Origin of the sequence: Paenibacillus taichungensis (genome assembly GCF_047302525.1) — a bacterium.
GTDB classification, from domain to species: Bacteria; Bacillota; Bacilli; order Paenibacillales; family Paenibacillaceae; genus Paenibacillus; species Paenibacillus taichungensis_B.
In genome coordinates this window covers 3,299,300-3,318,610 of sequence record NZ_CP168020.1, presented here as the reverse complement: position 1 = coordinate 3,318,610, position 19,311 = coordinate 3,299,300, and the positions used below count along the sequence as shown (strand labels likewise).

Annotated in this window: 19 protein-coding genes and 2 pseudogenes; 17 read left to right on the top strand and 4 right to left on the bottom strand. The window is 40.8% G+C overall.

Annotation, left to right across the window (positions count from 1 at the left end; all coding sequences use genetic code 11):
• The first annotated feature begins 18 nt into the window (after positions 1 to 18).
• On the top strand, positions 19 to 978 hold the full coding sequence (locus tag ACDJ58_RS14875) for an L-threonine 3-dehydrogenase (RefSeq protein ID WP_413379171.1): 960 nt from the start codon (positions 19 to 21) through the stop codon (positions 976 to 978).
• Between the two features lie 87 nt (positions 979 to 1,065).
• Here the strand turns inward: ACDJ58_RS14875 and ACDJ58_RS14870 are convergent.
• Both ACDJ58_RS14870 and ACDJ58_RS14865 read right to left on the bottom strand, forming a co-directional pair.
• Positions 1,066 to 1,309: pseudogene (locus ACDJ58_RS14870) on the bottom strand (IS30 family transposase); the annotation flags it as partial.
• A 33-nt stretch (positions 1,310 to 1,342) separates the two neighbouring features.
• Complete coding sequence (locus ACDJ58_RS14865; RefSeq protein ID WP_413379169.1) at positions 1,343 to 2,116, bottom strand: SDR family NAD(P)-dependent oxidoreductase; 774 nt, start codon at positions 2,114 to 2,116, stop codon at positions 1,343 to 1,345.
• A 126-nt stretch (positions 2,117 to 2,242) separates the two neighbouring features.
• Here ACDJ58_RS14865 and ACDJ58_RS14860 point away from each other — a divergent pair, with 126 nt between their 5' ends.
• The 3 genes from ACDJ58_RS14860 (at position 2,243) to ACDJ58_RS14850 (ending at position 6,670) form a co-directional block, all read left to right on the top strand.
• Positions 2,243 to 3,073 (top strand): helix-turn-helix transcriptional regulator, encoded by an 831-nt coding sequence (locus tag ACDJ58_RS14860; RefSeq protein ID WP_413379167.1) that lies wholly within the window; start codon positions 2,243 to 2,245, stop codon positions 3,071 to 3,073.
• 1,345 nt (positions 3,074 to 4,418) lie between these two features.
• The gene (locus ACDJ58_RS14855; protein ID WP_413379165.1) at positions 4,419 to 5,141 is read left to right on the top strand and encodes a class I SAM-dependent methyltransferase; all 723 of its coding nucleotides are present in this window, start codon (positions 4,419 to 4,421) and stop codon (positions 5,139 to 5,141) included.
• A 644-nt stretch (positions 5,142 to 5,785) separates the two neighbouring features.
• A complete protein-coding gene (locus tag ACDJ58_RS14850) occupies positions 5,786 to 6,670 on the top strand; it encodes a tetratricopeptide repeat protein (RefSeq protein ID WP_413379163.1) in 885 nt (294 codons plus the stop codon).
• Positions 6,671 to 7,140: 470 nt separating this feature from the next.
• Here ACDJ58_RS14850 and ACDJ58_RS14845 read toward each other — a convergent pair whose 3' ends face one another.
• Both ACDJ58_RS14845 and ACDJ58_RS14840 read right to left on the bottom strand, forming a co-directional pair.
• Positions 7,141 to 8,520, bottom strand: a complete 1,380-nt coding sequence (locus ACDJ58_RS14845) for a sugar phosphate nucleotidyltransferase (RefSeq protein ID WP_413379161.1) — start codon at positions 8,518 to 8,520, stop codon at positions 7,141 to 7,143.
• 17 nt (positions 8,521 to 8,537) lie between these two features.
• Entirely contained in the window at positions 8,538 to 9,347 is an 810-nt protein-coding gene (locus ACDJ58_RS14840) for a DUF6492 family protein (protein WP_413379159.1), read from the bottom strand.
• 203 nt (positions 9,348 to 9,550) lie between these two features.
• Between ACDJ58_RS14840 and ACDJ58_RS14835 the strand changes: the two genes are divergently transcribed.
• The 13 genes and pseudogenes from ACDJ58_RS14835 (at position 9,551) to ACDJ58_RS14775 (ending at position 19,237) form a co-directional block, all read left to right on the top strand.
• Positions 9,551 to 10,315, top strand: a complete 765-nt coding sequence (locus ACDJ58_RS14835) for a YheC/YheD family protein (RefSeq protein ID WP_413379157.1) — start codon at positions 9,551 to 9,553, stop codon at positions 10,313 to 10,315.
• Between the two features lie 602 nt (positions 10,316 to 10,917).
• The gene (locus tag ACDJ58_RS14830) at positions 10,918 to 11,274 is read left to right on the top strand and encodes a GNAT family N-acetyltransferase (RefSeq protein WP_413379155.1); all 357 of its coding nucleotides are present in this window, start codon (positions 10,918 to 10,920) and stop codon (positions 11,272 to 11,274) included.
• A gap of 167 nt (positions 11,275 to 11,441) precedes the next feature.
• The gene (locus ACDJ58_RS14825) at positions 11,442 to 11,843 is read left to right on the top strand and encodes a DUF3888 domain-containing protein (protein ID WP_413379153.1); all 402 of its coding nucleotides are present in this window, start codon (positions 11,442 to 11,444) and stop codon (positions 11,841 to 11,843) included.
• A 617-nt stretch (positions 11,844 to 12,460) separates the two neighbouring features.
• On the top strand, positions 12,461 to 12,844 hold the full coding sequence (locus ACDJ58_RS14820) for a site-specific integrase (RefSeq protein WP_413379151.1): 384 nt from the start codon (positions 12,461 to 12,463) through the stop codon (positions 12,842 to 12,844).
• Positions 12,845 to 12,869: 25 nt separating this feature from the next.
• Entirely contained in the window at positions 12,870 to 13,265 is a 396-nt protein-coding gene (locus ACDJ58_RS14815; RefSeq protein ID WP_413379149.1) for a tyrosine-type recombinase/integrase, read from the top strand.
• Between the two features lie 229 nt (positions 13,266 to 13,494).
• On the top strand, positions 13,495 to 13,899 hold the full coding sequence (locus tag ACDJ58_RS14810) for a VOC family protein (RefSeq protein ID WP_413379147.1): 405 nt from the start codon (positions 13,495 to 13,497) through the stop codon (positions 13,897 to 13,899).
• A gap of 424 nt (positions 13,900 to 14,323) precedes the next feature.
• Positions 14,324 to 14,800, top strand: a pseudogene (locus tag ACDJ58_RS14805) (zinc-binding dehydrogenase); the annotation flags it as partial.
• A gap of 214 nt (positions 14,801 to 15,014) precedes the next feature.
• A complete protein-coding gene (gene tnpA, locus ACDJ58_RS14800) occupies positions 15,015 to 15,488 on the top strand; it encodes an IS200/IS605 family transposase (RefSeq protein ID WP_413372396.1) in 474 nt (157 codons plus the stop codon).
• 547 nt (positions 15,489 to 16,035) lie between these two features.
• Complete coding sequence (locus ACDJ58_RS14795) at positions 16,036 to 16,389, top strand: hypothetical protein (RefSeq protein WP_413379145.1); 354 nt, start codon at positions 16,036 to 16,038, stop codon at positions 16,387 to 16,389.
• Positions 16,390 to 16,846: 457 nt separating this feature from the next.
• A complete protein-coding gene (locus ACDJ58_RS14790) occupies positions 16,847 to 16,978 on the top strand; it encodes a hypothetical protein (protein WP_413379143.1) in 132 nt (43 codons plus the stop codon).
• 257 nt (positions 16,979 to 17,235) lie between these two features.
• Positions 17,236 to 17,856, top strand: coding sequence for a hypothetical protein (locus ACDJ58_RS14785; protein ID WP_413379141.1), 621 nt, complete (start codon positions 17,236 to 17,238; stop codon positions 17,854 to 17,856).
• A gap of 2 nt (positions 17,857 to 17,858) precedes the next feature.
• Positions 17,859 to 18,710, top strand: a complete 852-nt coding sequence (locus ACDJ58_RS14780) for a hypothetical protein (RefSeq protein WP_413379139.1) — start codon at positions 17,859 to 17,861, stop codon at positions 18,708 to 18,710.
• A 23-nt stretch (positions 18,711 to 18,733) separates the two neighbouring features.
• Positions 18,734 to 19,237 (top strand): hypothetical protein, encoded by a 504-nt coding sequence (locus ACDJ58_RS14775; RefSeq protein ID WP_341177024.1) that lies wholly within the window; start codon positions 18,734 to 18,736, stop codon positions 19,235 to 19,237.
• Positions 19,238 to 19,311: the final 74 nt, after the last annotated feature.

Here is a 19,311-nt window from a genome sequence, read left to right as displayed (position 1 = left end):
TTTCGGGAGGAATGTCTTATGAACAAGATTTTGGTGACCGGAGCACTGGGCCAAATCGGTTCTGAGTTAGTTGTTAAATTACGTGAAATTTATGGTGCGGATCACGTCGTTGCTACGGATCTCAGGTCATCAGCCCACGAAATTACCCGATCCGGGCCATTCGAGCTGCTGGACGTGACGAATGATAAGGCGATGTTCGAAATCGCCAAGCGGTACGAAGTTGATACCGTCATCCATTTGGCTGCGCTGCTGTCGGCTACCGCAGAGGAGAAACCGCTGCTTGCCTGGAATTTGAATATGGGCGGATTGATGAATGCACTTGAAATATCCAGGGAGCTCGGCTGCCAATTTTTCACTCCAAGCTCCATTGGATCTTTTGGTCCTTCGACTCCGAAAGACAATACCCCGCAGGATACGATCCAGAGGCCCAATACGATGTACGGCGTGAACAAAGTGTCCGGCGAACTGCTTTGTGATTATTATTTTCACAAATACGGCCTGGATACTAGGGGGCTGCGATTCCCGGGTTTGATATCTTATATGACGCCTCCCGGCGGAGGAACGACGGATTACGCGGTGGAAATTTATTACGCAGCCGTGACGGCTGGCCGGTATACATCTTATATCGCCAAGGACTCAAACATGGACATGATGTATATGCCGGATGCCCTGAACGCTATCATCGAATTGATGGAAGCGGATTCTTCCCGGTTGATGCACCGAAATTCATTTAATGTCACCGCAATGAGCGTGGATCCGGAGGCGATCGCTGCAGCGATTCGGGATGAGTTTCCCGGCTTTATCCTCGATTATGACGTTGATCCGAAGAGACAGGCGATTGCCGATAGCTGGCCGCATTCCATTGATGCGACGGCAGCGAAAACAGAATGGGGATTTCATGCCCGCTACGACCTGAAGGCCATGACGAAGGATATGCTTTCACAGCTAACCGAGAGACAAATGCTTCGCAAGGCTTAAAGTTATTATGAATTCGCTGTGCAAAACGAGTAGAAATACAAAAGAAGCTGCATCAAGAGGTTTGGCGTTACCCGGACCTTTTGTTGCAGCTTCTTTTTTCATCCTCCAGCCCAGACATTTCCGTGGTCTGTGGCTTATCAGATAAAGAACACGGCATAAAGCTTCGTCTGTCATTTGAGCGAAATCCGTGCCTTTAGGAATGAATTCTCGCAAAAGACCATTGGCATTCTCATTTGAGCCTGTTGCCAGGAGGAATAGGGGCTGCAAAATACACCTGTAAAACAGGTGTGGCTTCCAGATTGGCATAACAGGCAAACTCCTTCCCACGGTCGAACGGAACATATGGGAAGGGGATGGGCAACTTTTATGCGCTCAGACCGCCGTCTACTGGCAGGATTACCCCTGTAATAAAGGAAGCTTGATCGCTAAGCAGCCAGGCCGCAGCATTAGCGACTTCAATCGGTTCGGCAGGACGCCGAAGGGGCGTCTTGGCGCTGATTTGCTCAATAATTTTAGGGTTAATGGAAACCCATTGCTGAATCATATCCGTCATCGTCGTGCCAGGGGCAATTGCATTGACTCGAATGCCCGCCGGTCCGTACTCAATGGCAGCCGTTTGAGTTAGGCTGTTAACCCCACGTTTGGCGGCTCCATACGCCCCCAAGCCCGGATTTCCCTTTAAGCTGCCTACACTGCTGCTATTAACAATAGCTCCTGATCCCGAGGTCTCCAACATAGCCTTAATCTGGGCTTTCATGGACAACCAGACTCCTTTATAGTTCACAGATTGTATCAGGTCAAAATCTTCTTCTTTTTCATCGACCAACGAGGCCACCGTAACTACGATGCCTGCGTTGTTGAAAGCGGCATTAAGGCGGCCATACCGTCTCACTGTGGCCTTAACGGCTTCTTCGACACTGCTTGCATCCGACAAATCGGCTGTAAAATAATCTGCATTTCCGCCAGTTGCCGTGATTTCATCTCTGACTGTCCGCAGCTCTGATTCCGTTCGCGAGACGAGCATCACGGAAGCTCCTTCCTCGGCAAATAGTTTTGCTGCCGCAGCTCCGATCCCCCGTCCGGCGCCAGTAACCATTACCACTTTGTCCATTAACAATTGTCCTGAAATATTTTCCATGTTGATTCTCCTTTGCCTTAGGCATATTGATATCATTAATCACCTTGAGTATACTTTGGCTATTAACTCAGGACGAGAACCCGCTTTATGGTAGGTTTCGAAGTGATAGGATAAGGAGGATTCCAGTTGAATGATAGTGAACGCCGGTTAGCCCTAGGTAGTTTTTTGCGAAATTTAAGATCGTCTATCTCTCCGCGTGATGTCGGACTGCCAACCGGCAGTCGTCGCCGGACACGAGGTTTACGCCGTGAAGAAGTCGCTCAACTCGCCAGCATAGGCCCTTCATGGTATACGCGGCTTGAGCAAGGACGTGATAGCAGCCCTTCAGTGAGTGTGCTGGAGAGTCTAGCTTCGGCGCTCAAGTTAACGCCCAATGAGCGACGCCATCTCTTTCTGCTCTCAGGAGAGTCGCTGCCTCCTCAATTGAATGGTGCAGAAGAGATAATCAGCCCATCCGTCCAGATGATGCTGGACGAACTCAACCCTAATCCGGCCTATGTGATCGGAAGAAAGTTGGATTTTCTGGCTTGGAATAGAGCGGCGGAAGCTGTTTTTACAATTTCCGAGCCGTCTCCGCCACATGATTACAATTTGATGTGGCGCCAATTCACTGACCCTGTTTGGAGAGAAGGCTTAGAGAATTGGGAATACGTCTCGCAGAGAATCGTTGCCGAGTTCCGCACATCGAGAGCCCGCTATCTTCAGGATGTTTCATTTAAGAGGTTAATCGACGATCTTAAGAGAGAAAGTACCGATTTCGTAAGGATGTGGCAGCATCATGAGGCGTCCAGCACTCTTGACGGTTATAAGAAGCTTTGTCATCCTACTCTTGGTGCAATGGAGTTTGAACATATTACCCTTCAATTCCCCAATGACCCGGATAGGAAAATCATGATCTATATGCCGCATACGGCAACAAAATCTCGTCTGGAGAATTATTTGATATTGAGCATTTAGGCCTTGGTATACTTAAGAAATCCTGCAATATTAAAAGCCCGTGTTGCTCACAATTCAAAGACTGATGCTGTACTAGAGGTGAATTATAATATCAATATAATCAAAATTGATTTGGATCAAGGCACCAGCTATCCACCCTATAGACATTGAAAACGAAATCCTGATGCACTTACGCACATTGAAAAAACCGCAATAATGTGTTTCTGTACGATCCGATTGGACGGACAATGAGGGGAACGAGATTAAGCTGATTGATATCCTCGGCTCCGAAGCAGACCTGAAACTCCGTATAGACTCCATTTATGATGAACATCAGGGACGCTATGGCTATCGTCGTCCTGCCAATTACGTTGAAAATACCCAAACGTGCTGCCGGGTTGACATTCAGAACTGGCCTTGTGAATCTGGTGGAGTTAAAGGGAGTGCTAGTTGTGTCTCACCTATTATTTTGAACAAGCATCGCTTGATTTTGTGCCGGGATAACGACATTCGGCCAAGCTGTCTGGTTTTGGTCAGTCACCGAAAGCTTGAAGAAGATCGCGCTCAAGTAGAGCGCTGGGTGTTGCCCGGCAAGGTGACGTTTTTATTTTCCGCAGTCCGATCGGTAATTTAGGTGATGCTGATTATCTTACATGCTGTAAGCTTAGTAGAAGTGACTTTGTAGAACCATTCAAACGCTCTACACAGAGCGACAATGGATCGAACAGGAAGAACGGTACAATTATACTTCAACTTACTTACAGAACGGTTTATGCCCATTATATTATGTCTATTGGCAAGAGGATGGGGGGGGATGTATAACTATATTGGACGAAACATTGTTAGGATTGCTACTGGGTATCATTCGTTGTCGCGGGACACAAACATTGTTCCTTTCAAAGTCGCTACGTCGACAAGTAGCCACGAAATCCTTATCATAGTTTTCTAATCTTTAGTTCAACTTATATAGCAAGAATCAAAACTTTACCTAAAGAAACAACGTTAGAACATCTATATTGAATGCGAATTACATAATGATTTTAGAATAAATAATTTCAAGTTTTAAAGTTGATGAATCATATAAATGTTGTATCTATGATTATAATATAAACAATACTACACAGAGTATTAATGCAGGGAATTGAAGCAGAGAGTGTTCTGGATAATTCGTTTTCGTTACCTTGAGAACGGGTCAAACGCGAACCAGAAGTGCTTGCTTCCAATTGACCGGTTTTACTATGTAGGAAGCTGAATTCTGGCGAGGAGATATTCAACGAAAGTATGTGAAAATTTAATTTTATTAGGACTTATATTAATGGAAAAATCATTGACTTAAGCCCTGATAAGAGAAAGGAAAGATGTTTGCGTGAACAGCAAGGAAACCAACGGTGCTTCGTACGAAAGTGTGACAGATCAGCAGCTTCAGGATCAGTTGAAATATTATAAAGAACGAGCCCCAGAGTATGATGACTGGTGGTACCGTCGAGGCACATTTAATCAAGGAGACGAAGCCAATCAAATCTGGTTCGATGAGATCAGTACGATTAAGGATGCTTTTAAAGCTGAACATTTTCATGGTGACTTTCTTGAACTTGCGGCGGGGACTGGCACTTGGAGTAGTCTGTTCTTAAAAGAAGCCCTTATATTGACCATTGTAGACGGTTCCGAAGAAATGCTTTCGCATAATCCGGTAGTATCTGAACTCAATGTAAGAACGATCATTGCAGATCTTTTCAGTTGGTCTCCGGATCAGTTATACGATTCAGTTGCTTTTACTTTTTGGATATCTCATTTACCCAGAGAGAGACTGGCGAGCTTCTTCACCATGGTATCACGCTGTTTGAAGCCCGGAGGGAAAATGTTCTTTATCGATGATCGAGAAGTAGCAGGAACCCGTGAGTCTCATGTAGTGGGGACATCTGGGCAAACGATGGTTCGGAAGCTTAATAATGGTGATCATGCTACTATAGTAAAGAATTTCTTTGGCGATAAAGAGATTGAGCAAATTGCTGCTAGTGTGGGAATTGAATTGCATGTCCATTGCACCCCTAAGTACTTTCAGTATGGGATAGGGTCCAAAACTGTCTAAAGCAGCACAATATAGATAACACTAAATGTTCGGTGGAAATAAAGAATTAGACTGGAGTCGTTGATTTAACGCGGTTTTTGAATTAAAGAATCGTCAGCTTTTTTAATGATACAAATTTTTGAAGTTCATTTATTTCGTGGAAAGGTACCGTCGAAACCATTTGAACGGGCTATCGGATCTAAAATTCCTCACGTTTTTTATCGTTCGCCAAAGCCTAAGTTCGAAAGTTCGAGATTTGATTTTTGTGAAATTCCGAAAGGAAACAATCAGGTTACTAACGGTAAATAATAAAATCCAATAATTATTTCATTCAATATGATTCGAGGGATAAAGATTCTTGTCTTTTTATAGCTCAAATGTTCTTGGAAAGGTACTGGTCCTTCGCATATTTCTGTTGAGTAGACAGTGACTTAAGGAACAACTATCAAAGTGTTTTTTGAGCAGGATGACTCAGAAAAGAGCTGTAAAGCAGAAGAAGTAGAGGGAGCAGCTCAGTTCCCTAGAGCACCTCGAGTAAAATAAAAAAGCCGGATGATTAGAAAAGAAATATATAATGATTCAACTACCCTGTTGAATCGAGATATTATTGACGGATAGCCGATATTGGTAAGCAACTGACAGATCTGCTCCACTCGGACAGCTTATTGACCTCTAGTACTAAGACTCACTATGATGAAGCATTAGTTTACTTTAAAAAAGCTCTCAATGATAATATAGATATCCAAGATACACTGAATTATATGGGAAGATGTCTTACAGAGTTAAAAGAATATAATGCCGCAATTGAAGTTTACGACAGGGCAATTAGACTATTCCCTACATGGGAAAGATTATACTTCAATAAAGGTTATGTCTATTTACAATTAGGCAATACTGAAGATGCACTAATTTTTTGTAAACGTGCAGTAATGATAAACTCAAATTCTGAAGATGCTTTGTATTATCTTGCCCTTTGTTATCAAAAAAAGGAGGAATATAAGAAAGCAATAGAATACTATCAAAAATCATTAGCACTTAATACTAATCAAGAAGAGGCCCACATTAACCTAGGATTGATTTTCCATGAATTGGGCAATAATCAAGAAGCGCTCGACGAATTTCAGTGGGCTTTACAGATAGATCCGTCATCAACTAATGCAATGTATAACAAAGCATTAGTGTTAAAGCATATGGAAAAAAAAGAGGAAGCTATTATCGATTTTAAAAAGATCCTAATATCAGAACCTGAAGATTACGATGTAAGGTTACAAATCGCAAAAATTTATCTTGAAGAAAATCAATTTGAATTAACAGCATATTATTTAGATTCAATATTAAGTTTTGATCCAAATAATACTGTTGCGCTTTATTTCAAAGGTAAGTTGCTTGAGAGGCAAGGCAATTATGAGGCCTCAATCAAACTATTAGAACATGCCTCTTCATTAGACCCGATTGATATAGATATTTTGTTACTATTAGCTCAAATTTATAGTTTGATCCATTTAAAAGAAAAGGAAAGAGGCTTGTTACATCCGCATCTTAAAAATTGACCCTGAAAATATAATTGCAAAAAAATAAATTGCGATAAAGTATTGAAACGATGGAAGAAACTGAACGAGTACAATGGCTAACAATCTCATCGAGGGAATAGTCATATTATCAGATCATAAAATTGTTGAACGAGTTTATGAGACATTTATTTAGGCTGGAAAGCTTCAACTGGAGATCGTGCAGCAGATAAGAAGAAGTTTAAAACGATTTATAATAAAAAGCCAGCGCTTAAATGTTGGCTTTTTCTTCATATGTAAAGATAGATAAACTGAATTCGAAATCATTTATTTCTAAGAATAGAGGCGAATGTATGAGCAACCCGAATATAATAACTTTATGTACAAAAATGTCGAGGGACAAGAACATATTCCCCTAGCACACTGATATTTGGTTTTACCCCATGTTTCGATCGATACGCAAAGCAAATAGCCCCCACGAATGGACGGGGCTAAGATTTGAACGGTTCAATTTATACTCCATAGTTATACGACCCTGCGCGTTCTACGATTATATTCCAGTCTTCTTCTTCAAAAAGGATGTTGTTCTCATCCTCGGGTTCGCCGATCTGTACTTCAAGGAAGACCAACCTGGTTTCAGCGAAAATAGAATAGACGCTCTCCGAGATCATCGCGAACTGAGTGCCCAGAGTCATCTGTGTGACCTGTCCGTTGATAAGCAATTGACCGCTGCCTGCAAGTATCGTCCACGCTCTACATCCTGCCCGGTGCCATTTCAACCCGATATGTTTGCCCGGTAGAACTGTTATGTTTAATGTGGTTACAGTTGTATTTTCATCTTCTACCGAACTCTCAATGACACGATAACTGCCCCAGGTTGCTTCACCATACATCGGTTTTAATGGCAAGCTGCCCAATTGCGCTTTAATTTCATTTGAATTATTTTTGTTGGCAATGAGAATGCCGTCCGGACTTGCGGCAGCGATAATACCTGGCACGCCAATGACTTGGATGGGGTAGGGAAGCTCGTTAATAATATAGGAATCGGAGGAAGAGCCCGAGATTCCACCGTGTCCGAATACATGGGAATCTAACTGTGCACACAGCGTATCCCAGCTTCCGATATCCTGCCATACTCCCTTATAAGGTAGGACTACGGCCCGCTGCGCCTTTTCTGCAACATGCTTGTCAAAACTGCGTTCAGGCAACGCTTCATACAGGGACGACAATTGATCATAATGAACCGGCAGCCCCATTTTTTTAATATGGGATATCATAAACGCGACGGTGAACGCGTACACACCGCAGTTCCATAGTGCCCCACGTTGTAGCAGAGTTTCAGCAATGGTGGCTTCGGGTTTTTCTATAAATTGTGTTATGGGCACATAAGCATTACGTTCTTCCCCACCCGGCAGGATGTATCCATACTGTTCTGAAGGATGTGTAGGCCTTGTCCCAATTAAAGCGATATCGGCTTGAGAATGTTTCAATATGTCCGGCAGTAATTGGAAGTTGCCGAAAAAATCTTCACCTGCGAACACATCAGCTGGCGCGATACAGATCACATCGTCATCTTTGGCCATCCGGAAGGATTGCAGATATAACGTCGCTAAGGCCGCCGCAGTAAAAGTGCCTCGTTTATAAGGTTCCCCGATGACTGGTATTTTGCCTTGAGTATGTCGAGCCGTAATATTAGCCTGGTCCTGATGTGAAATAATGAGCGTTGAATCCGTTAGGGATGAACTGTCAAGCTGGCGGCATACTCTGCTGATCATGGATTCCCTACCTCCAGCGGGTAATGGAAGTATATCTATGAACAGCTTGGAGCGAAGCTCATTGGATAACGGCCAGAGCCTTTTGCCAGAGCCGCCGCACAGCAGTACGATATGCATGGGCTTCCTCCTTAAGCTCAGGGAGCTTTACTATAGATTTTCCGTTTATGAAAGGAAAGAGAACGGTATTTAAGAGCCAGATTACGGATTTGTTGCTCTTTTAACGAAGAAGCGTTCACATTCAGACTTTTATTCATGGAACTTCTAAGGACCATGCTGCCTGGGTTCTTCGTATACATAAAATTGGCATACGTTTCATACTCGGAGAAACCAAACTGCTTCTTCTTATTGATATTGGAGATGATCGCTTTGTACCATGGCAGCTTATGAACCGCTTCAATTTTCTGTTTCAAGGCAGAGAGTTTAGATTTGTCGAACAGCATATAATGGGTGACAAAAGAGCGGGGACGCGGAGCTTTCATGCCTAACAACTTGCTGTAGGTATTGAAATATTCCGGCTGGCTCCAGTCACGACAGTAAAATACTGTTTTGCCTTCTACATTAAATGAATGAGGTTTAATCAGTACGGTATCCGCATCCATGACTAGAAAGTACTTTGCCTTCACAATGGAATCTCCGTTCATTTTGAGCAGCTGCTGATATAACCAGCCTGACCGATTCCATCGGGAGGACTGGTAGTGTATCTCGTTTTTGGTTATAGGCAGGACGGATCGCTCATTAACAAAAATGCAGTTTTTACGGGAACAAAGTTTTCTGATTTTGGTGCTGACCGGAGAAACAATATATATGCTTCCAATGGGATGCTTTACATAACGGCGAATGTTATCGATGACGAGGGGAAGGGTAGCCAAATCTTTCTCGATCGCTGGTATAAGAACATCAATCTTAGGGGCATTATTCAACCGGAGTCCACGCTGGACGGACATCTTCTCAACTCCTTGCACAAATCGTGATGACTTATTATATGGTATGTGTGCAAAAGTGTTTTGGTCAGGGCATGTGCAATTATACATTTTTTACGAATAGAGGCTTTTGTTGAGGGTTCCTTTATCGGTATTACATATAATGCATGCAGGATCTTGATCAAACAGCGAGCTTTGATGCGGTTGCTGAAGGGAGAGTTTACGACATGGGAGTTGATAAATTGCAGCCGTTAAGAAGCAAGTGGTTAAAAACAAAATTGATCATTAATAATGAATCAATTAAACCGTTTATCCCCGACACACAGAAATATAACAAAACGAATCTGAAATCCATGATCAGCAAATATGGAATGGTCTATGTCAAACCCGAGAGAGGTACTTTCGGGATGGGTGTTATTAAGGCCGAGATGGACAGTCATCAACATTTTGTCTATCAGATAGAGCAAAAACGCCTGACGTTTGACAGCTTTGAATCGTTTTATAGCAGTCTGACTCGTTTGGTGCATAAAAGAAGTTATCTGATTCAGAGAGGAATCCATCTGCTTAAGCACAATAACAGACGTTTTGACATCCGAGTCATGATACAGCTAAGCCCGACCAAACATTGGGAAGCTACCGGAATCATCGGCCGACTGGGTCATCCAAAGAAAATCGTAACCAATTATCATAGTGGTGGTACACCGATGGATATTCACAAGCTGCTACAATCGCATGCATCCACAAAACGCAGGAATGAACTGGTTCAGGAGATGAATGAGCTTAGCCTGCGCATAGCTCGTCATATGAAAAAAAAGTACCCTTATCTAATGCAAATCGGTGTGGATATCGGCCTTGACCACAGTCTGAAACCCTGGATTATAGAGGTGAATGTCAAACCGGACCCATTTATATTCAATCAATTAAAGGACAAGACGATGTATCGCAAGGTAATACGATATTACCGCCGTGCTATGCCCAAAAAAACAGAATAACAGACCGGATTTTTCATAGGAATGGATGGAGAAGGTTTCAAGCTCAAGAGTCGCCAATGTGGCGACTTTTGAGCTTGAACTGCGTTTTAGGGTCTGAATAATGCAATTCATCCCAATTCGACTCCGAAACCTATGCTAAAATAGTATATTCGAGAGTGAAATTCAGAGTCGATATCGATGAAAGGCGGATGTTCCCCCATGTTCAATATTGCAATCTGTGATAATGAGGAGCAGCATATACAGTAAGGAAGGGGGGGGGCGTTCTGCATCTCATTTCGCAGGGCGATTTATAAGAAATATTAATATATCTGAGGAGGCTCCTTTGATAATTGAGGATCACTTAGATTATTTCTACGAACAAATTGTAAATGTGTCGCGGGACAAGAACATTGTTCCATACAAGTCGCTATTATAGCGGCTTTTTTGTTTTAAGGAACCAAGTTCTTGTCCCAAGCTAAGGACAAGAACTTGGTTCCTTTGCCGAAAAGGACAAGAATATTGTGTCATTTCGGATTAGATTGTTATCTAAATATTATCATGACAGAACTTATGTGGAGAGATAAAAGCACAATTCGCTTTCTGAAGGCAAGAACTCAGTTCCATTGCTGAAAAGATTGGGAACATGGTATCAATGTCGATTAGAATATTTTATCTGTTTCATTAAGCTAACGTTACTTGGGAATGATGTTGTTGGTTTCATATCTATAGTCCATGTATTAGCAGTAGGGTCTGCGAATGGTTATCTGCATATAACCGGACTTGCTGTTCATAATGATTTTCAACGTCATAAAGTAGGAACTGAACTGCTACGATACACTGAAAATTATGCGAAAGACAGCGGAATATCCAGCATTATTTTATGTACCGGGATGAAACGAACTGGTGCCTATGCTTTCTACGAGCATAATGGCTATGACAAAGATTCATACAGCTTTGATAAGATTATTAAAATTGGCTGATTGATAATCATTTTTCTATTCAACTAACGGGAAACGATAGCTCTATACAACTAAGAAAGCAGCTGACCAATCTGATCGGCTGCTTTTTTTCATCTAACGGACAATAATAAATTCTCTTCATTTAGTGAAAAATACCCTTAAAAGTGCTGAGGATGAGGGTTTCAGAAATGAAAATATTTATCGGATCATTGCTAACAGTCATCATTTTCTTGATGACAATACAGCCCGTTTGTGCAAGGCCAAACGATGAACCATTGAAACGGCTTGTACTTACTTTGTTAGCTCCAAAAATACAGGAACAGATTAACCAATACTATACAAATAAATTAACTGTATCACCTACGTTTACGCCTTTTTTGGATGGAACTGATGTAGACGTTAAATATCATTCTTCGCATATTGATGTTCAGGTTATAACAATCCCGTACGTAGGACCTCATTTGGATGTTGGACTCGACTCGATGAAGTTTAGTTTAGATAACTCCGGATCAGTAATGGTTCTTGAGTATAAGCACATTAGGGATTATGACTTGCCTCCTAACTGGCAAGGAATTATTAAAACTCGTTAAACTAACGGGAAGCTACAGCTCAATAAAACCAAGGATGCAGCCGATCTACATGATTGGTTGCCTTTGTTGATGTAATGGACTAATAGTTCAAAACCGTATTCAACTCTTCATTTTGGGGAAAATAAAATATCCCAACTACGAGGTGCTTGTATTTGATAAAGCTAATTTTGACAATCGTTCTAGCGCTCGGGTTAACTTCGCTAATCAAAATTCCAGCTTCAGGCGAAGAAACTCTTTCAGTAACACACACAACGCAATGCTCGTTAATCGAGCAGGAATTGATAATTGAATTAAATCCTCAAATAATGAGTACTCTTCGTCAAAAGTACCACGACAACTTTTTGTACGCGAACGTCCACGTGTTACCAATCCAAGGTTCGGATAATCTGGAGGCTAATTTTATTTTAGAAATGACAGTGATGAAAGGAGAGCGGCCAGAAACAGTTCAAATGACGTTTCGACGAGATGGTCTTAATGGCTATAAGGTAGATGATATTACTGTGATTACTACTTAGAAACAAGATTACGCTAACGGAAAACTCTAGTTGAATAGACCCAGTCTAAAACCTCTTATTAGAAGCAAACTAGAATTAATTGCTCTAATAGGAGGCTTTACTATGATTTCAAGTGAACTTTGGCATCATTATGAGGCAGATAAACGAATCCAAGGGTTTAGCCCGAATACGTTGCGAGCTTATGCTTTACAACTGAAGATGCTGGTTACAGATCTCGGGGATGTAGGTATTTCAAGGGTAACTCAGTATCTCTTGAAAGAATACTTAGTTAAACAATCGGATCGTTTGAAGCCAAGCAGCTTAGGGCACCGTATCCGCTTTGTTCGATCCTTATTTCGATTTGCATATGAAGAAACCTATTTGCCTAACAATCCTTCACTGAAACTGCGTGAATCAAAAATGGAGAAACGAGTACCTAAGTTTTTGATGGAAGAAGATGTTATTCATCTGAGAGAACTGCTTGAGTTTCTATATAGTACAGTGTGAGGTAGAGAAGTTAAACGTTGAGGACTTGAACTGGGAAAACTGCTCTGCCATTGTAAACGGTAAGGGGGCGAAGCAGAGAGAAGTGTATTTCACCACGGAGTGTAAAGTATGGTTAAAAAAGTATTTAGACAGTCGCGAAGACTCGTGTAAAGCCTTATTTGTAACAGATACCCATCCAGTGAAGCGAATGGCCATTCCAACGCTCAGATGGGCATTGAAGCGTTTAGCCTCTCGCGGAGCAGTAGAGGCAAATGTGTATCCTCATCGTTTTCGTCATACCTATGCCTGTCAGTTGCTTGATAATGGAGCACCTTTAGATTTTATCCAAGGCATGCTAGGGCATGAAAAAGCATCAACCACACAAATTTATGCTCAACTGCGCGGGGAGCGACGGAGAGAACTTTATCGCCGATTTTTTTAACTGGTTAGTGGTGGATTCTCCTTTAGAGATCGGCCGTTATTCAACTAATAGGCAGAATATATAAACGGGTAACAACTTTAGCAGAGAAAATGTCAAAATGCTACTGACATACCGTTGTCAGTAGCGTTAGTTTATTATCGATTAGGTAAACATAATGGGGTGGAGAGCTTGTTCTTGCCCAAAAAATGATATGATACTGTATCATTTATTATAGGAAGGATGGTATTTTATGAATTTTGCTTCTGTACGTATCATTACCGACGATGTGGATCGTCTTGTTGAGTTCTATGAGAGAGTCATGGGTGTTTCGGCGGAACGTCCCGCGCCAGCCTTTGCCGAACTCGTTGTGCCATCGTGCACCCTGGCGATCGGTCACTCCCATACTGTGCCGCTGTTCGGCATTGGTTCCGCAGTGGCGGCCGACAATCGCACTGTCATACTCGAGTTCCTCGTCCATGATGTCGATGCCGAATACGAGCGCTTGAAGCCGTTTGTCGACGAGTGGGTAAAGGAACCGACCACGATGCCGTGGGGGAACCGTGCTGTGTTGTTCCGTGATCCCGACGGCAACCTCATTAACCTCTTCAAGCCGGTGACCGAGGAAGCGATCAAAAGGTTCAGCGGTAGGGGGTGACTCATGGGGAAACAGCTTTGCCTCTCCTTATAGCCTCACTCAGTGTGAAATTGAGACTGGCCCTTGTAGCGCGGTACCTAGAAAGGTTATCTGTTTAGAAGGGAGGAGGCTCCTTTGATTCACTAAACTAACGGGAAACATTAGTTCAATAAAAATAAGAAGGCATCAAAGTGATCAACTGCTGTTTCAACTAGCGGCTGACAATAGGGATCGTTGCAGAAATGTTGACGATCCTTTTTTTGTATACCTTTAGGGACATATTTCTCACTACTCATCTTTTAACTGTATAAAAGATTCAAGTCCTCCTAAACTTCTCTTCTTGGGGGCAGATGCTTATCAAATTGCAACTGGAAAAATGGAAAGAAACAGGAACTCTACTGGTTATAATGGACAACTTAAGCTTTAGCTTAAACTGATTCAGACCATTGGGTTGTTTGCTGTTCAATGGGCAAAAATATTTGGTGCGAAAAAAGTAATCGCGGTTGATATGACGATGAAAAACTTCAAATTGCGAAGGAATTAGGCGCTGATTATACGATTAATTCTCTGAATGAAGATAATTCTGACAAAGGTTGCTGAGTATACGGATGGCATGAATGCAGATATTGTAGTTGAAGCAGCTGGGACGCCACAAACAGCAGCAACTGTGTTTGGATACGCCAAAAAAGGCGGCGGAGTTGTATTCCTAGGTATCCCGTATGCAGACGTTGCGATGGAAAGATTTTATTTTGAGAAAGTGCTAAGAAGTGAGTTAACCGTGTGGGGATCATGGAGTTGTGTATCCGCACCATTCCCAGGTAAAGAACTTGAAGAGGGTCCAGCAATGTTTGAGCTTTTAATGGAAAGAAAAGAACTGATCGGCAAGGTAATCATGTATCCAGAAAAGGTTTATTCTATTTAGGGAACATGAGTAGTTGTCGAGGGACAAGAACATATTCCTATTGAAGTCGCTAATTTAGCGGCTTTTTTGTTTTATGGCTTTAGCCAGTTGAGTGCGTGAAACGCGCGAAACAAAAAACCACCCGCTATGCGGGTGGAGGGATCGAGGGTTTGACCGCCAAGACCATTCCAATAAAATTGAGATGTTCAGGCTCAAAAGAAAGGAATGGTCATTGATGGCAAACAAGAGCTACAGCCTAGCTCACACAAAGTGGATGTGTAAATACCACATTGTGTTTACCCCGAAGTATAGACGGAAAGAAATCTATAATCAAGTAAGGAAAGATTTAATCGAAATTTTCAAACGTTTGTGTAAGTACAAAGGTGTAGAGATTATAGAAGGTCACATGATGCCCGATCATGTCCACATGTTGGTAGCGATTCCACCGAAAATTGCAGTCTCAACGTTCATGGGATATCTAAAGGGAAAAAGTTCGCTCATGATATTCGAAAAACATGCTAAGTTGAAGTATAAATACGGTAATCGAAAGTTTTGGGCAGAAGGGTACTATGTGAGCACAGTGGGTCTAAACGAAGCAACGGTAAGAAAGTATATTCGTGAGCAAGAAGCACATGATCAAGCGGTAGATAAGCTGAGTATAAAAGAATACGAAGATCCATTTAGCAGTAATAGGAGCAAAAAGAAGTAAAACCAGTTTAACTGGTAAGTGAAAGCGGCAAATAACACTGAGCCTGAACAGATTTGCTGTCAGGCTAGCGTCTTTAGGCGCAGTTTGGCAACAGGGGGTTATACCCCAAGAGCAAACCACCCGTTGGACGGGTGGTCATGATTTTATCGGTACAAGTTCTTGTCCCGAGTCGAGGACAAGAACTTGTACCGATTGCCGAAAAGGACAAGAACATGAGCCGATTACCGATTAGATAAACATCCAACTAAGTTTCATGCAATTTCATTTAACAAATGTGTAGGAAAAATAAACTAATTGTCCAGTGAAAATATAGTATTTTCTTAGTGTTTAGGTTAAAGATAAGTCCCTGTTTAAGCACTACATGCTACACGCGTAGGTTCTTTATTAGGTGATTGGAAATGAAATATAAAAAGGAGGACGTAACCCGCGAAGGCGCGGATGGCAGTGCTTAGACTTTCATGAACAAAAGAGGTTTTTGTGGTATTATATGTAATTATGGGTTGTGAAATAAATGGATTATTTGAAAAGAAAATGGGGGAATCAAAATATGGAACGTAAAATTCAACTAATGGAAACCTACGTAAATATCGACTTTGGAAACTCACCCTTTTTAAAATTAGATAAAGGGTTGCAAATTCCATACTCTTCAATCAAAGGAATAACAACAGGTAGACCGATACCAAATGCTTTTAAACTATATGGTGCTTTATTAGGAGAAATGAGAAATGGGTTATTTAGATCAAATAGTGGTTATCAACTACACTTTTTTGAAAATGAGCTTAAAACTCTTCATTTAGATTTGAATAACTTTAAAGTTGGTAAGTTCGAAATATCAAAGTTGATCATTGGTGTTGATAATCCTGAAGAAATAAGTGAAAATATTTCCGAAAGAGTGAAGTGATAATTTGTTGACGCTGGTCATACCCAGCGTTTTTTTATTAAAAAAGATGGAACAATTCAAATGCAAATTTGTCGAAGGACAAGAACTTGTACCGATTACCGGAATGGACAAGAACATATTCCGATAACCGATTAGATGCATATCTAAGTTCAAAATACATAATAAAAATGTCACGCTAGAGATAAAGTACTTAATTTCAAGAATTGCGATTGGAATAAACAGAAACCTAGAAGTCCTTGGAGATTATGAAAGGGGAGACAGTGAGTGAATGTACAGTTATGAAGAGTTTATTGGGACAAGAACTTGTACCGATTGCCGGAATGGACAAGAACATAGTCCGATTACCGATTAGATGTATATCTAAATATTCAGCAGGTACACTTAAAGCCTCATTAAGTACCATAATACATGAAAATATCCCCATGTTATGGAACAACAAGAAAGGAGATGCGAGATCTTGGAGATGCTTAAGTTGCTTCGTCAATCCATTGATTATGTGGAACAACATCCGCACTTGCCGATTGAGATTGAGGACAGTGCTAGGTTAGTAATGAGTTCAAATATCATTTTCAGCGCATGTTTCATGTAGTAACTGGTGTGACCGTAACTCAGTACGTGAGGAATAGGCGTCTTACGCTTGCAGCGCAGGAGTTAGCGGGAACGGATTTACAATGAATAAAATGGGGTAAATCATCTGTTTTGGTATTAATTACGTTTTACTTGTAATTAGTTGATATGTTAAATTCTTATTCACGTCTTTTTAAAAGATTCTGGATAAAAAGGAGTGAATACATATTCTATCTCAACACTTTAAATGGCGTTAATTTTTTTCTAGGAGGATTTTTGTTGAAGAAGAAGGAGTTTCTTGGCGCTTTAATATTTTTATCTTTTATGATTAGTTTTGCGGTGATAATAGGGACGGGATTCAGTGATGAAACTGGAACGAAAGTTCAAAGTAATGGCGAAATTACCATGAATGCAACTGAGGAGTACGTAGATGCTCTCCCTGATGATCTCAAAAACGATCTAAACCAACAATTGAATAGAGAGACAATTGATAATCAGAGAACATTTCTGAGAACAATGGTCACTAATAATAATGATATTAACCTTCAGCTCACAATGACACCAGAAGGCGAATTCTTCTCTGTCAAAGGATCTGGCAGTATCACTTTATTAGGAGAAACAAGTAAGTTAACTTTAAATGAGTCTATAATTTCTAAGGCTAAACTGGAATCAGGAGAAACTTTTGTATATGGACCTTTAGATGCTAAGATGACACTTGGAACTGGGGAAACAAAAGATATTATTATAGGGATAGGAGCTATTGTTGAAACTGGTCAGAGGTACTTTAGTTTGACAATGGGCAATCTGGGAGACAAAGAACTAACTTATCTAACATTTGGAGATACGAGCTTCCTAAATGAAGAGATACAAAAAATACAACTTGAGAACGCAGGTGGTTAAGTATGAATAATTTTAGAAAGTTGAGTTTTTTGGGACTCAGTGTAGCTCTTGTCAGTGCTTTATTTCTTCCTTTTAGTAATATCTCTCATGCTGCTTCTTCAGGTTCAGACGGAGAATATTGGTATAAGGGTGAATCATATGCAAATTTACTCCACTGGGATAATAGCAATGTGAATTCTAACGATACTTCATTGAGCACAGCAGTAGTTACTGCGAAGGCTAATTACAATCCTAAAATCGATCGTGGCAAGGAAAGTATAACAGCCTGGTCACGTCTAGATACAATAAATAGACTTTATCCAAGTCCATTATACTATCCGGCACAAGTAAATGAAATTGAAGTGAAATTTCGGGTTATGGATTTATCAACCGATTTTGATATCTACAGTACAGTACCAAAGCATAACATAACAGAATACACAGTAAACCCTTATCTCACTGGAGGCGTGGGTATGATGTTTACTATTTTGAATTATGCTATCCCTGGATCTGACATCATTGCAGCTCCATTTGATATGGTTATGAATAATATTAAAGTTCAAAAAGGTACAGACACTTCTGGAGGAACAGGGACTATACAATCTGTTAAGTTTAAGTTGCCTGATTCGGACAAGTCTTCACTACCAAATAGCATTAGCTATAAAGAAGCAGACTATAAAACTAAGGGAGTTGGGAAAGAAAAGGGTGTGACTGCTTCTTTCTCATATGATATGTTTAGCAGCAGTAAGAGAGTTATTGTGACCCCCCAAACAAAAATAAAATACTCCATACATCCTGTTCCTTTTGGAGGTTCATATTTTCCAACAATTTATGCTTCAAGTAATACAGCTTACTTTAATCACACTATAAATTAAATTTATTTGATTGGACTGTAGAAATGAGAAAAAACTCCTATAAACTCGTTCTGATTGCATCCATTTTTCTGAATGTACTGCTCGTTATTCTCTCGTATAACAATCATTTAAATAAACAACGTGATTATGCATCTGGAGATCCTTCAGCCTATAGAACCTTTATTCATGGATTGACTTATTTTAGTGAATCGATAGGTACTTTAAAAGCTGAAAATTCTAAATCTGAAAATACGAATATTCTTATTAATGCAAAAGAGCGGTTAAACCTTGCAATGAATTCTTATATTAAATTTGAGAATTCTATGGCTTCAACGAATCTAGAATCCTCAATCCTTGATGACAAAGTGGCGATGGTTAATGAATCCATGTTTAAGGTGCTTTCTTCGTATGTACGAGGAGAATATGATTTACAACAAATCAATCAATTCAAAAAACAGGTGGATGAATTGCTGAATAACCTGCCTAAATCTTATGATACAAAGATGAAAGAAGATTTTATAAAAACCATTAATAATCTTTCTTATTAAGTCAGAACATGAGAGCTTAAGTAAAGTTCCTATCAAGTAAAATGGGTGGTGAAAAAAGACCGTTTTCCAAGGTG

Excerpts from the sequence above, each read along its gene's own strand:
- ACDJ58_RS14875 (WP_413379171.1), top strand. The coding sequence starts at position 19 with ATGAACAAGATTTTGGTGACCGGAGCACTGGGCCAAATCGGTTCTGAG.
- ACDJ58_RS14865 (WP_413379169.1), bottom strand. The coding sequence starts at position 2,116 with ATGGAAAATATTTCAGGACAATTGTTAATGGACAAAGTGGTAATGGTT.
- ACDJ58_RS14845 (WP_413379161.1), bottom strand. The coding sequence starts at position 8,520 with ATGCATATCGTACTGCTGTGCGGCGGCTCTGGCAAAAGGCTCTGGCCG.
- ACDJ58_RS14840 (WP_413379159.1), bottom strand. The coding sequence starts at position 9,347 with ATGTCCGTCCAGCGTGGACTCCGGTTGAATAATGCCCCTAAGATTGAT.
- ACDJ58_RS14835 (WP_413379157.1), top strand. The coding sequence starts at position 9,551 with ATGGGAGTTGATAAATTGCAGCCGTTAAGAAGCAAGTGGTTAAAAACA.
- ACDJ58_RS14825 (WP_413379153.1), top strand. The coding sequence starts at position 11,442 with ATGAAAATATTTATCGGATCATTGCTAACAGTCATCATTTTCTTGATG.
- ACDJ58_RS14820 (WP_413379151.1), top strand. The coding sequence starts at position 12,461 with ATGATTTCAAGTGAACTTTGGCATCATTATGAGGCAGATAAACGAATC.
- ACDJ58_RS14810 (WP_413379147.1), top strand. The coding sequence starts at position 13,495 with ATGAATTTTGCTTCTGTACGTATCATTACCGACGATGTGGATCGTCTT.
- tnpA (WP_413372396.1), top strand. The coding sequence starts at position 15,015 with ATGGCAAACAAGAGCTACAGCCTAGCTCACACAAAGTGGATGTGTAAA.
- ACDJ58_RS14795 (WP_413379145.1), top strand. The coding sequence starts at position 16,036 with ATGGAACGTAAAATTCAACTAATGGAAACCTACGTAAATATCGACTTT.
- ACDJ58_RS14780 (WP_413379139.1), top strand. The coding sequence starts at position 17,859 with ATGAATAATTTTAGAAAGTTGAGTTTTTTGGGACTCAGTGTAGCTCTT.
- ACDJ58_RS14775 (WP_341177024.1), top strand. The coding sequence starts at position 18,734 with ATGAGAAAAAACTCCTATAAACTCGTTCTGATTGCATCCATTTTTCTG.